Genomic DNA, 13,268 nt, shown 5'->3' with positions numbered 1-13,268 from the left:
TCCTAGCTCACATTTAGCTTTTATTAACGTTTTACTGCTTACTTGTTCTTGTGTATTTTGGGTTGAACTAGGCTTTTTCACCTTTTTTAACTGCATAAGCAATTAACGCAACGCCCGCTAGTATCATTGGAATACATAGCATTTGACCTTGTGATAAGCCAAGTGAGTTTAAATCTAAATGCGCGTCTGGCTCTCGGAAGTATTCAACGAAGAATCGAAATGCGCCATAGCACAGTAAGAATAATCCACCGACCGATCCAACAGGGCGCGGTTTAGCTGAATATAGCCATAAAATCACAAACAGCAAAACCCCTTCCAGCGCAAACTCATATAGTTGTGAGGGATGACGCGGCATTGGACCTGCACCCGGAAAAACAAAGGCCCAAGGTACATCAGTAGTGCGCCCCCATAACTCACCGTTGATGAAGTTGCCGATGCGACCCGCTCCTAAACCAATTGGCACTAATGGTGCTATAAAATCGCCCACACGTAAAAATGACCAACCGCGTTTTCTGGAGTACCAATACGTCGCGACGATAACCCCTAAGCAACCACCATGAAACGACATTCCACCTTCCCATATGCGGAAAAGGTAGAGTGGATTATCAAGAAAAACGCTGAAATTATAGAATAAAACATAGCCAATTCGGCCACCAAGCACCACCCCCATAAAACCGTAAAATAACAGATCGCTGAGCTGTTCTTTGCTCCAATCGGTTCGGGATAGTCGTCTGTTAGCCAGCCAAAATGCCGCTAAAAAACCAATCAGATACATAACGCCGTACCAGCGCAGGGCTATTGGTCCTATTTCGAAAATAACGGCGTTTATTGTTGGAAAATCCAAATGCGCAGGGATATTTTGTACTGGGATGGTCATGTATTACTCAATTCCTATGATCATGCGTATGCTGACTAAGACCAAGAAAGCCGCGAAAACTTTCCTCAACTTAGCCGTATCTAATTTTTGTCCGAGTTTAGCACCAATCGGGGCAGTAAGCACTGACGTCAGAATTATGCCAAATGTGGCCGGTAAGTAAACATAACCGAAAGACCATTCGGGTAAATTTGGGTTATTCCAGCCCGTAATCACAAAATTTAAGGTTCCAAACACTGCAATAATAATGCTGCTAAAGGCTGCGCAGCCAATCGCTTTACGAATATTTACTTGAAACCAAACCAGTGCAGGAACCAGCAGGGCACCACCACCAATTCCCATCAATGCCGAGATGAAACCGGTGCTAGCGCCTATGCCAGACAGCCCCAGATTACCCACTTTATTTTTAGAGGCTTTGCGTGAGAAAAACACCATTTGTAGTGCAATTAAAATCACTAAAACAGCAAAAATACGCTGTAATAATACTCCCGATATAAAACTGGCAAATTGCGCACCGAGCGTTGCACCAACGGCAATACCTAAACCACAATAGGTCACAATTCGCTTATCCAAGTTGCCCAATTTATAATGACTTCGGGCGGAAGATAATCCTGTCATAATCACCGTAGATAAGGAGGTTGCTATGGCAATGGGCATACCAATTTCGATATCTATTTGAAGAAAAAAGTGAAGTAAAAAAACCAAAGCCGGAACGATAAGAAGACCGCCACCAATGCCCAATAAACCAGCCAAGACACCAACAACTGAACCCAGCATAACGCACAACAAAAAAATCTCTAGATTTGGATCCATTTACACTTTACTCATTCTATAAAAACTAACGACATGCGCCGTAAACTTCAAGAGCCTGCTCTCACTAAACCACCGAGGCCTTTCAGCTCAAGATATTGATCAACAATTGTTTTAACATTCTCGGGGCCGGCGCAAGACAATATTTCACTCAGCAAAGCCTCAAGTTCCTTCATCGAAACGTTGCGGATAACCCAATTAATCTTACGTAAACTGTGTGCATTCATACTCAACTTGCGATACCCCATTGCCATTAGGATGAGGACACCACTTGGCTCCCCCGCCAATTCGCCGCAAACAGTGACGGGAATATTGCATCGCTTAGAGGTTTGTACTATTTGATTAAGCGCAATTAGTACAGAGGGGTGATAGCTTGAATACAGCTGAGCAACCCGAGAATTATTGCGATCTACTGCTAACAGGTATTGCGTTAGGTCGTTTGTACCGACTGAAAAGAAATCGACTTTTTCAGCAATTAGCTCCAACTGAAACAATATCGCAGGAACCTCCAACATAACCCCAATAGCCGGTTTTGAAAGCACCTTCCCCGTTTTGAGTGCATCTTCCTCTACTTCATCGAACGCTTGTTTAATCAGTCGGTTCGACTCATCAATTTCGCTAATGCTAGAAACCATGGGAAGTAAAATATGTAAATTTTTGAGACCGATGCTAGCTTTCAGCATCGCTCTCACTTGGACTAGAAAAATTTCTGGATGATCAAGAGTCAATCGAATACCACGCCATCCCAAGAACGGGTTTTCTTCTGAGATCGGAAAATAAGATAGAGGTTTATCACCACCAACATCTAGCGTACGCATGGTCATTTCTTTATCCGGATGCGCACTCAAAAGACTATGGTAGAGCTCAAATTGCTCTTGCTCAGAAGGGAAACGCTCGCGCAGCATAAATGGAATTTCTGTTCGGTATAAACCAACACCAGCACCTTGCTTATTTTGCTCCATTTCTAAGCCCGCTGATAAGCCAGCATTAACCAAAAGGGTCATTTCACAGCCATCTTCACTTATTGCCGGCCTGTCTGACTCACTCTCAATGCGTTTAACTAAGGCTTCTTCATCTGCGATTAGCTGTAAAAATTCTGTCCGCGCTTGTTCTTCTGGTGCCAGTACCACTAGCCCTGAATAGCCATCTACAAATAGTTCTTGATGGTTCAACAAGCTTAATGGAACCCCTCTTAATCCCATCACAGCGGGCACGCCCATTGCCCTCGCTAAAATAGCTGCATGAGAGTTGTTCGAACCTTCTATCGACACAATTCCCTTTAATTTTTCAGCCGAGAATTCGGCCAGCATAGGCGCAGATACCTCACGTGCAACGAGGATTGCATTTTCCGGTATGTTTCGATCGGTATTGGTAGGAGAACCAGAGCCGTTCATAATGTTATGCAAAATTCGGTTAGACAGGTCGACAATATCAACGGCCCTTTCCTGCATATATGGATCTTCCATTGCAGCGAATTTTGCAGCGTAGTTCTCTACCACTAATTTCAGTGAGGATGCCGCGTCCCAGTTTTCACGGATTTTTTGCTCTACCTCTCGCCCCAGACTATTTGCATCGAGCAATTGATGGTAAAGCTGAAATATCGCTTTGACATCCTCTGGTAAGCTATCACCCAGATTATCCGACAAACGATCAACTTGAGTCCGAGTAAGTTCAACCGCTTTACGATACCTATCTACTTCTTTTGGTTGGTCAGTCGTTTTGCGCGCAATGAGTTGACTGAGTTCATGCTTCATATTAAGCACAACGGCCTGCCCCAATGCCAAACCAGGCGCGCCTGGCAAACCATTTATGCTTTTGTGCGCGTCGAAGTTTGTTTCAGAATTTACATCCAACACACCGCGAATTTCTGCATTCGCAATCTCTAATCCAATTTGGGTGGCAAGCGTCACTAAAAAAGATTCTTCGTCTTCGGTAAAACGTCGAATAGACTTTTGCTGCATCGAAATGACGCCAAGCACTTTGCGTTGATGAATTATTGGCGTGCCGATAAATGCGAAAAAAGCATCTTCATTGACTTCTGGGTAGTGTTTGAAACGCGGGTGAATTGGCGCGTTCTCGATATTGAGGGGCTCTTCGCGCTGAACCACTAAGCCTATTAGGCCCTCATTAAAATTTAACTTAACCTTATTGATGGCGCTTTTTTCAAGACCGTCTGTCGCCTTTAAAACTAGCACTTGGTTTTTATGATCAGCGAGATAGATAGAGCACGAATCCACCTCCATGGTTTCTCTAACCAAGGTAGCGAGACGCTCCAGTGCAGGTTCCAAGCCCGGAATTTGATTAACTTCTTGAACTATTCTTTTCAGGGTTGTTAGCATGCATTGGCTCCTTTGCAGTTAACAAGACGAGTAAAGTAAACTTCAAGCATGTTCAACATAATCGCTATGCTTGCGGTCTTGGTCGACGTCGCTTATTTTTTCGGTTGTTGGGCAACTGAGAATGAGGCTTTTGCGCAGGCAGTACCAGCGGTGAAAACTCTTTCATGACTTTTCGATATACATCGCGTTTAAACGAGACTACGTTACGTATTGGGTACCAATAACTAACCCAACGCCAATCGTCAAATTCAGGGTGCCCTGACTGCAGAAGATCAACATCTTTTTCGTCACACTTTAACGTGAGCAAAAACCATTTCTGTTTTTGACCAATACATACAGGGTTTGAACCCTTTCTTACAAGGCGTTTAGGCAATTTATAACGAAGCCAGTTGCGCGTTACGCCAACGATGCTTACGTCTTTTTCAAGCAACCCCACTTCTTCGTGAAGTTCCCTGTACATTGCCTGTTCAACAGTTTCCCCTTGGTCAATCCCGCCTTGTGGGAATTGCCATGAATGTTGGCCATATCGACGAGCCCAAAATACCTGACCCATTTTATTGCATATAATTATGCCAACATTCGCGCGGAATCCTTCGGCATCAATCACTTAGATTACCTAGCGCATTTATACTTTTATATTGGTCCATTCTTCCATAAACTACAGATTATGCAAAGCAATAGCGTTAATTATTTAACAAGTGAAGCCCAAACAACATGCAATCAATAAAAACACCGAAGACTGCTCCCTCTACAATAGAAGAGTTAATGCAGCGGGCAAGAGGTTTAGCTGGCTTATCTTTGGGGGATTTAGCGAGAGCCGCCAACATTCAAATACCTGCGAATTTTAAAACCCAAAAGGGATGGACCGGGCAATTGATCGAGCTTTGGTTAGGGGCAAGTGCCGGTTCGAAACCAGAACAAGATTTTCCAGAGCTAGGTGTCGAGTTGAAAACATTGCCTCTTTCGTATAGCAATAAACCGCTTGAAACAACCTATGTCTGTTATGCACCATTAACTAATAACACGGGCGTCAATTGGGAGAACAGCAACGTGCGCAATAAGTTACAGCGTGTATTGTGGTTGCCCGTGCAGGGAGAAAGAGAAATACCGCCGGCTGAACGCATCGTAGGTTCGCCTGTTTTATGGCAACCTAATTCGCATCAAAACGCACAATTGCAGCACGATTGGGAAGAATTGATGGACATGATCAGCTTAGGTCAAGTCGAGCGCATAGACGCCACAGTAGGAAGCTATTTACAGCTTCGCCCCAAAGCCGCTAATGGTTCAGTAGTAACGGAAGCAATTGGTGAAGATGGGCAAATAATAAAAACCCGTCCGAGGGGCTTTTATTTGCGCAAAAATTTCACTCAGGACATTCTGGAAAGCGCATTTTTAGGGTAAGCCAAGCTGCGTTAGCATTTGCCCTGTTGAGTGCATCGAAGTGAACCCTAATCGCAAAGAAACTCTTCATCAACTAGCGGAAAAATTTGAACGCTTGCAGGCTTAATAATCACCTGCAAGGTTTCTAATTGAACTTTGTTAATTCGTTACGTAACTTCAATATTTCTGCTTTTAGATTTACGATGCTTGCGCCGGTCGCATCTGCATTTCGCCCAAGCGACTGAGAAGTTAACTCTAGTTCACTAGTCGAACTTGCTATCTCCGTTGACGCCACTGATTGCTCTTTTATTGCAATCGAGACCGACGATATATTTTCACTAACCGATGAAATATTACCGACGACGGTTTCTATCATTTCTTTTGCAGAATCTGAAGAGTCTGATACTTTTCCGGACTTCTCCAAACATATCTGCATGTTATCAACTGACAACTTTGACTCACTAATCAATGCCGCCGTTATTTCACTAATCTGCTCCGTATTTGATTTTGTGCGCATAGCTAGTTGTCTTACTTCATCAGCAACTACCGCGAAACCTCGTCCATGTTCACCCGCTCTTGCAGACTCTATTGCCGCATTTAGCGCAAGCAAGTTTGTTTGCTCAGAAATAGCTTTTATCGACGCCATCACATTTTCAATTTGAAAACATTTTTCAGCTAAATTAGAAATTGTCGCCGAGGTTTGCGTCAACTCTGCCTGTAGCAAAACAACTTCACGGTTTGAGTCCTCAACCACTTTTTTCGCTTGGTTACTCGAATCTCTTGCATCCTGCGACAGCGTATTTACCGCGAGCGCACGGTCAGACACAGATTGGTTATTGACCGTCATTTCTTCCGTAGCCGCCGCTATCGTTGAAACTTGCCCACTGGTGTCAAGACTCGCCTGCTTGACTTCCGACGACAATGTTTCTACTTCCATAGCAACGATGTCTAAATTTGCAGAAACTTGCTGAGCTTGTTCAATGACGTAAGAAAAACCGTGCATCAAATTAGTAAAGTTTTTTGATGAATCGTTATTCGACGTCATTTCGACATTAATATTAAATTTCCCTTCATCTTTCATTATGTTTCGAATAGCTTCAGTAAGCTCAAAAGCTGCGAAGCCATCTTTATAGGATTGCATAGCCAACACACCTAAAACCGCACCTTCAGCAATAGCAAAAAATGCATGAATAACTAATATGTAGAGCATTAAATATTGTGCTTCAAAGATGAAAACTGAGCTACCAGAAACTTGCAATGAGTAGAACCCGACATGATGAATAGCGACGAAAAGTACGCTCGACAACACCACTTTCCAATCGCGATAAACAATGGTGACCGCCATAACGGCAAAAATTTCGAAATGCATAAAGGTAGCACCCATCGCCTGCTGAATATGGAGCGCTACAAAGAGTTGACTTGCAATTACGGCTGCATGTTTTGTGTATGAGGCTTCTTTAGCAAAGTTAAAAAGAGCGAGTGGTAGCAGTAAAATAAACAGGCCGACTATAAAACCCATCGTAAAAGAATCTGTCAGGAGCCCAATGAGTAGGGTCATAACAAATTGAAAGATTAATACGCCGGTATATACTTTGTGACCTTTGCTTGTCCAAGGAAAAAACATTGAGTACCTCATAGCCTATGAATAATAACGTTTAAATAGTCGCTTCCAAGCAATAGTTTTTATAAGAAACTTTCGATCCATTGTATAGATATCGGCAAAGATCCGTATAACTTCACACAAAACTACAGATTTGTTTGATGAGCCGATATCAACCTAGGGTAAATGATTTGTATCAAAAACTAGAGATAGACATGCAAGCTCACTTTGATGCTTAATTAGACGGTTACGTGATATTATATTCACACTATTAAGACTTTCTGTTTTCCAAAAGGATTCCAACTGAAAACGTCCTCGCGAGTACATTGGCCCATGTTAGGTAATAAAGAGTCAGGTAATAAAGAGTTAGGTAATAAAGAATCAGGCAATATAAAGCTGGGCAGCATAGTATTGCTGGGGATGGGTGCGTTGATCATGCTCTTCGCGCTGAGTGCTTACCTGTTGCGAGTGCCGCTGACTCAATGGGTGATAGTTGATTTCCTGCCGCAAAATACACAGATTACTTGTTTGGAGTTTGATATTGGCACCTCACCTCTGCTGACAATACGAGAGCTATGTGTTGAGAGCGAATCAATTAGTATTGAAATATATGATGCGGGTTGGTTTTTGGATGATTGGCAGCGCAAGGAGAGTCGCTTAAGTATTGCGAAACTTGCCATCAATCATAGAGATACTGGGCTCAAAACGAACGAAGATACCGATTCGCCAACGATGCCTGATATTGCTTTACCGACAAACATGCCGCGCATTACGGTCAACGCTCTTTCAATCACGTCATATCTTTTGCGCAAGCCACTGAACCTTGCACTCAAGCAAAGTTCAGTGTCAACATTTTCTCTTTCAGGCGATATCGAGGCCAGCTTAGACTATGTTGACGGCAAGCTGAATGGAACAATAAATTGGGCGCCATTTCAGGTCCTTAATCAAAGTTCTTTGCTGCAAGAGAGAACACAATTTTTACATGAAAGATTGGATTGGCAGACTTTGATGAATACCAACATAAGTAGCCAGTTTGTTTTTACTGGAGACAGCATTGACACTATCCATGAACTTGCAGTAAAGACACAAATCAGACTCGAGAACTGTGCGATTAACGCCGAAGCTAAAGGCACTATTGGCATCAACTTGGCGCTTTCTAATTTAGAGACAATCATTGATGCCAGAGACTTCCCTATATCTGCAAGTGCTACAGAGTGTCAGTTTATTTCTCCACAACTTAAGAACTTACAAATAAATGAGGCACATTTAATAGCAACCGAACCTGTTTTGTTTAAAGACAATGTATTCACTACCACCGACGTCAGATTCAGTTTACCTAAGCTGCAAGCGTTTCCCGCAGTGACATTGAGTGATATTGCATTTGGATTAGATCAACACCTTTCGCTTATCTACAGAATTGACTTAGCGTCAACGTTGGCCAACGTAAACATAGTCGATACCACCTTGAAAGGTGATATAAGCCTTAAGTCTTCAGGAAAGGCAGTTAAAAATGGCAGCAATTGGGTTATCTCTTCAGAATCAACAAAAATTGAGATCGCGACTCCCGATAGCAATTGGGCGAGCGCTGAACAACTAGTGGCTAACTTCAATTACCGACTATTGCTCTCGGGATCTGAAATAGTAGATATATCGCTCACTGGCCAGCAGCGTATTGTTGGATTAAAAACCAAATCACAGGACAACTCGTTCCTCACTGCCAAGCAAATAGAAACCGACTGGCAAGCAACGCGCACTAGCAGCAAAGCTTGGGAAATTAAGCTAAAAAACAGTATTCCCGAATTGAGCACTGCACAAGTAAAAGTAAGCAAACTCAACAACACCAGTAATATCACTCTGGCGCCCGACAGCAGCGTGAAGCTAACTGGGCAATCTGAAATTCAAAGTATTACTTATACTGATAAAAAATTAACTAACATCGCCTTGGTGCATGACTTAAAAACGCAGTCTGCACTAAAAAAGCAAGAGACAAAAAAGCCGACAACGATGAACCTATTGGGAGAACACCAGCTTCAGTTAGGATCGGGCTTAAAAGTGCAGATAAACCACACCGAAGAGAACTTTAAGATTGCGATAATCGAGCAGCCAATAAACACTCTGCAAAAGCTGCTTAGTCAGTTCAATAGTAAAATACAGTTGATAGCAGGCACCTTTAACGCAGGACTTACAGGTAGTTTATCTTCTGCCGATTACTTTGGTAATCTGCAGGTAACGAATGCTAGTTTAAAGTACGATGATTTTCAGGTGCTTTTCCTCAAATTAAATGAGGGGTTTACGCTAAATTCAGCGGGGATTCAGCTAAACAGTGGCAAGATTACAATAGACGAACTAGATGTTGGCATCCCGATTCGAAAAATTGAGTTGCTTGTTGATGTTGTAGACAGTGTCGCGAAACTAGACTTAGCTCAAGGTGAGCTTATTGGCGGCACTTTCAAAATTTCCGACCTCTGGCTTGATGGCAGAAAACAGAGAACTAATATCAGCGTCAGCGGCTTAGATCTCGCTGATTTTGTAGCACTACAAAAACAGCAGGGCATACAGGTCACTGGAGAAATGTCAGGTATATTGCCTTTCCAACTTGGCGCTACAGACGCTATTATTGAACATGGATTGCTTGCCAGTGATGGCCCTGGCAAATTAAAAATACAGAATAATCCAGCGTTTGACGCAATTAAAGATCAACAAAAAGAACTGTCTTTTTTACAAAACGTGGAGTATCGCAAGCTGTCCAGTAAAGTAGAGCTTGCGTCTGACGGCTGGTTGGATCTGGAGTTATCCATCGCCGGGCGTAATCCGGATCAAAAGCAAGAGGTGATATTTAACTATGGTCATAAAGAGAACATTTTTACCTTGCTAAAATCCCTCAGAATAACTCGGTCGATACAAGACTCGATTGAAAAACGAATTGAACAACGTTACTTAGAAAAAGGAAAATGAACGTGAGAATTTTAGCCCTGATCTGCGGTGTTGTGTTCTTGAGCGCCTGTACCCATAAGGTGCAACTAGAGACAAAAGAGCCCATCACTATTAACATTAATGTCAAAATTGACCATGAAATCCGTGTCAAAGTAGACAAAGAACTGGACGACATTTTCAGTGACGACAGTAAATTATTTTAGGAGTTAAACATGAAGATTATCACCACAATAAAAAGCGTTCTATTTGGAGCCATACTATTCAGCACTGTCGCTTTTGCAATTGAACTAGATATAGCAAAAGAAACTGGCCTAGTAGGCGAACAGCAAAATGGTTACTTAGGAGCGGTTGTCCAGAGCACGGAAGTGATGGAGCTAATTAACGATATCAACGCAAAACGCAAAGCTAAATATCAAGAGCTAGCGACTAAAAACGGTATCACGTTAGAACAGGTAGAAATACTCGCCGCTAAAAAAGCCTATGAAAAGACCGAACCTGGTCACTACCTGCAGGTTAATGGCCAATGGCTTAGGAAGTAATTCCCCCCCACAACGAATATCTAATATATAGCGAGTGTGCGTGCTCCGTTACGCACCCTCGCACAACGATTTCGTTTGCTGGTTAATGTTGCTCAATATTTTCTTGGGTGCAAATGAATTGGCGTTCGCTTCTTCAACGTCTATTTTGTAGTTTTCAGGAATACAATCCTTCAAAAATCCACCAATCACCATATGTGGAAATATGTCGTCATATCGTTTTACTTCTTGCTGATTTACCCGCCTAAATATATGCGTACGGTTAAGCTCATCCGGCGATGCCAGTCCTGCTGATGAAATAATATCGACGGTTGCGTGCACTGTTTTCTCATGAAACTGTTGCACCCTCACGGCTTTGTTGGCGGGAACTAATCCAGCAGACAGCTTAGGATCTTGAGTAGCAACACCGGTAGGACATTCATTGGTATTACAAGACAACGATTGTACGCAGCCTAATGCCAACATCATACCTCTAGCGCTGTTACAAATATCGGCGCCTAGAGCGAGGTTTTTTACCAAATGAAAGCCCGAAATTATTTTTCCTGAAGCAATAATTTTAATATCTTCTCGCACGCCAAAACCAACTAGGCAGTCATCTACAAAAGCAAGAGCTTCACGCAACGGTGAGCCAATAGAGTTTGAGTATTCCAGTGGTGCTGCGCCTGTTCCACCCTCACCACCATCTACGGTAACAAAATCGGGCGTTATATTAAGTTCAACCATCGCTTTACAAATAGCAACAAACTCGCTTCGACGGCCCAGTGCAAGCTTAATACCTATCGGTTTTCCGCCACTGAGGTCACGTAAGGTTTGCACAAAGTTAATAAGCTCAATGGGGGAACTAAAGGCACTGTGCGTAGACGGCGAGTCAACTTGAGTTCCTACTCTTACGCCACGGATGTCCGCAATTTCTTGGGTATTTTTGTTTGCTGGTAAAATACCGCCATGTCCTGGCTTTGCCCCTTGGGATAATTTAATTTCAATCATCTTGATGTTCACATGCGAAGCTTGCTTTTCAAACTTGTCTGCGTCAAAGCCCCCTGAATCAGTTCTACAGCCAAAGTAACCCGTACCTACTTGCCATACAACATCCGCACCGTATTCAAGATGATAAGGGCTAACGCCGCCTTCCCCGGTGTTGTGATAGAACCCACCGGCTTTTGCTCCCTTATTCAGCGCCTGTAGCGCCGGTTTGCTCAAACTGCCAAAGCTCATCGCTGAAATATTTAGAATACTCGCTGAATAGGGCTGCTTGCAGTGACGACTGCCAATAGTAACTCGCGGCTGCATGTCGATATCTTTAACATTGAGCGCTGACAAGGAATGCCCAATCCACTCATAACCGGTTTGGTAAGTATCAAGCTGGGTCCCAAAAGGAATAGTATCTCGACTGTTTTTAGCGCGCTGATAAACAATATTTCGAAACATCCGACTGATTGGTGCACCACCCGTATCAGTTTCTAAAATATATTGTTGAATAAAAGGACGGATCCCTTCTATTATCCAGCGACTTCTCCCGACCAATGGAAAGTTTCGCAATATTGCATGTTTTGTTTGCCTGCTGTCATAAATTGCGGTCATTAACAAAGGAAGGGTAATAAGCAAAAGCCATACTAGCGCTGGCGCTACGAAAGAAATAGCCAAGGTAACTACATTGATACCGATTAGAACCTGAAAAATAGTTTTACGCATAATCTTCCTTGTTGAATAATAACAACCTACCGCTATATTTATCGAAAGCGGGGACTATCGTCCACCTCGCAAATACTACGCTCGTCCTTCAATTTATTTGCTTCGTTTGATTCTTTTGCTGCAAGCTCGTCACGAGCATCGCAAGTTACAGTGATGCTATAGGTGAAAACTGCTCCCAGTAGAACCACAATCCAGCTTAAGTAAACCCAAACAAACAATATCGGCACTACCGCAATCGCACCATATATAACTTGATAAGATGGGAAGCTGGTCACATAAAGAGCAAACCCTTTCTTCGATAACTCAAACAACGCTGTGGCAAGCACTGCGCCACATAGCGCGTATTTTGCTCTTACTGGTCTATTAGGCACTATCATATATAGAATTAAGAATGCACCTGTAGCGGCGAAACTTGGAACCAATTTAAGAAAAAAGGTGCCCAGCCCTGGTGTATATTCTTCGGCAAATGTGGCAAGACCGGCTAAGTAGGAGCTAACCACGATACTGGAACCAATCAAAAACGGACCTAGGGTGATAACCATCCAATAAATAGCGAATGTGAATATAAGAGGCCTTTCAACTTTTGTACGCCAGATGTGGTTGAAGGTTTTGTCTATATTGGATATCAGCAGAAGCGCTACAACTAATAGTGAGGCAATACTCACGGCTCCCATGCCAGACGCGTTCGACACAAAGTCTGCCATGTAATCCTGAACAACATCACCTGCGGTAGGTACAAAATTAGTAAATATAAAGCTCTCTAGCTGTTCCCTTACCTCAGCAAACGCAGGGAATGCAGACATGATCATAAAAAAGACCATTATGACGGGAACTAGAGAGAGTAGTGACACATACGCTAAGTGCCCTGCAGAAACGGTGATCCGCTCCGACCGTATATGCTCAATAAAAGCTTTACCCACATTAATAACTAATGGTTGGTAATAATCTATTTTTTTAGCCACACTATCAGGTAGATTCAATGCAGCAAGCTCCAAATGTTGCTGTTAAAAGCTTACTTTGTTAATCGAATACTCAAAACAAAACATGCTAAATACGACCTTTAGTTTACCTCTAACAGCGGAGAACTTAAACCTATCATCCAA

The 13,268-nt window shown here is 42.8% G+C and carries 11 protein-coding genes; 4 read left to right on the top strand and 7 right to left on the bottom strand.

What is annotated here, in order from left to right; all coding sequences use genetic code 11:
- Window positions 1–67: 67 nt before the first annotated feature.
- The 4 genes from lgt to rppH all read right to left on the bottom strand — a co-directional run bounded on the left by lgt (window position 68) and on the right by rppH (window position 4,630).
- Complete coding sequence (lgt, locus tag GNIT_RS02635) at window positions 68–877, bottom strand: prolipoprotein diacylglyceryl transferase (protein ID WP_014107585.1); 810 nt, start codon at window positions 875–877, stop codon at window positions 68–70.
- A 3-nt stretch (window positions 878–880) separates the two neighbouring features.
- Window positions 881–1,687 carry a sulfite exporter TauE/SafE family protein gene (locus GNIT_RS02630; RefSeq protein WP_014107584.1) on the bottom strand — a complete coding sequence of 269 codons (807 nt, stop codon included), beginning with the start codon at window positions 1,685–1,687 and terminating at the stop codon, window positions 881–883.
- Between the two features lie 47 nt (window positions 1,688–1,734).
- A complete protein-coding gene (ptsP, locus tag GNIT_RS02625) occupies window positions 1,735–4,023 on the bottom strand; it encodes a phosphoenolpyruvate--protein phosphotransferase (RefSeq protein WP_014107583.1) in 2,289 nt (762 codons plus the stop codon).
- Window positions 4,024–4,087: 64 nt separating this feature from the next.
- Entirely contained in the window at window positions 4,088–4,630 is a 543-nt protein-coding gene (rppH, locus tag GNIT_RS02620; protein ID WP_041246273.1) for an RNA pyrophosphohydrolase, read from the bottom strand.
- 107 nt (window positions 4,631–4,737) lie between these two features.
- On the opposite strand from rppH, the gene mutH reads away from it, so the two are divergent.
- Window positions 4,738–5,424 (top strand): DNA mismatch repair endonuclease MutH, encoded by a 687-nt coding sequence (gene mutH / locus GNIT_RS02615; RefSeq protein ID WP_014107581.1) that lies wholly within the window; start codon window positions 4,738–4,740, stop codon window positions 5,422–5,424.
- 124 nt (window positions 5,425–5,548) lie between these two features.
- On the opposite strand, the gene GNIT_RS02610 is transcribed toward mutH, so the two are convergent.
- A complete protein-coding gene (locus GNIT_RS02610; protein ID WP_014107580.1) occupies window positions 5,549–7,027 on the bottom strand; it encodes a methyl-accepting chemotaxis protein in 1,479 nt (492 codons plus the stop codon).
- A 309-nt stretch (window positions 7,028–7,336) separates the two neighbouring features.
- Between GNIT_RS02610 and GNIT_RS02605 the strand changes: the two genes are divergently transcribed.
- Genes GNIT_RS02605 through GNIT_RS02595 form a run of 3 tightly spaced genes read left to right on the top strand, consistent with a single transcriptional unit; the run spans window position 7,337 to window position 10,476 of the window.
- Complete coding sequence (locus tag GNIT_RS02605) at window positions 7,337–9,958, top strand: intermembrane phospholipid transport YdbH family protein (protein ID WP_014107579.1); 2,622 nt, start codon at window positions 7,337–7,339, stop codon at window positions 9,956–9,958.
- A 2-nt stretch (window positions 9,959–9,960) separates the two neighbouring features.
- The gene (locus GNIT_RS02600) at window positions 9,961–10,140 is read left to right on the top strand and encodes a YnbE family lipoprotein (protein WP_014107578.1); all 180 of its coding nucleotides are present in this window, start codon (window positions 9,961–9,963) and stop codon (window positions 10,138–10,140) included.
- A 9-nt stretch (window positions 10,141–10,149) separates the two neighbouring features.
- Window positions 10,150–10,476, top strand: coding sequence for a YdbL family probable chaperone protein (locus GNIT_RS02595; protein ID WP_014107577.1), 327 nt, complete (start codon window positions 10,150–10,152; stop codon window positions 10,474–10,476).
- Window positions 10,477–10,524: 48 nt separating this feature from the next.
- Here GNIT_RS02595 and GNIT_RS02590 read toward each other — a convergent pair whose 3' ends face one another.
- Entirely contained in the window at window positions 10,525–12,165 is a 1,641-nt protein-coding gene (locus tag GNIT_RS02590; protein WP_014107576.1) for an FMN-binding glutamate synthase family protein, read from the bottom strand.
- A gap of 38 nt (window positions 12,166–12,203) precedes the next feature.
- The gene (locus tag GNIT_RS02585; RefSeq protein WP_420492358.1) at window positions 12,204–13,091 is read right to left on the bottom strand and encodes a virulence factor BrkB family protein; all 888 of its coding nucleotides are present in this window, start codon (window positions 13,089–13,091) and stop codon (window positions 12,204–12,206) included.
- Window positions 13,092–13,268: the final 177 nt, after the last annotated feature.

It is taken from the genome of Glaciecola nitratireducens FR1064 (genome assembly GCF_000226565.1).
Taxonomy (GTDB): Bacteria; Pseudomonadota; Gammaproteobacteria; order Enterobacterales; family Alteromonadaceae; genus Glaciecola; species Glaciecola nitratireducens.
This window is presented reverse-complemented; position numbering and strand designations above follow the sequence as displayed.

Bases quoted from the DNA above. Each gene is read 5' to 3' on its own strand.
- mutH (WP_014107581.1), top strand. From the start codon at position 4,738: ATGCAATCAATAAAAACACCGAAGACTGCTCCCTCTACAATAGAAGAG.
- GNIT_RS02595 (WP_014107577.1), top strand. From the start codon at position 10,150: ATGAAGATTATCACCACAATAAAAAGCGTTCTATTTGGAGCCATACTA.
- GNIT_RS02630 (WP_014107584.1), bottom strand. From the start codon at position 1,687: ATGGATCCAAATCTAGAGATTTTTTTGTTGTGCGTTATGCTGGGTTCA.
- GNIT_RS02605 (WP_014107579.1), top strand. From the start codon at position 7,337: ATGTTAGGTAATAAAGAGTCAGGTAATAAAGAGTTAGGTAATAAAGAA.
- ptsP (WP_014107583.1), bottom strand. From the start codon at position 4,023: ATGCTAACAACCCTGAAAAGAATAGTTCAAGAAGTTAATCAAATTCCG.
- lgt (WP_014107585.1), bottom strand. From the start codon at position 877: ATGACCATCCCAGTACAAAATATCCCTGCGCATTTGGATTTTCCAACA.
- GNIT_RS02590 (WP_014107576.1), bottom strand. From the start codon at position 12,165: ATGCGTAAAACTATTTTTCAGGTTCTAATCGGTATCAATGTAGTTACC.
- GNIT_RS02610 (WP_014107580.1), bottom strand. From the start codon at position 7,027: ATGTTTTTTCCTTGGACAAGCAAAGGTCACAAAGTATATACCGGCGTA.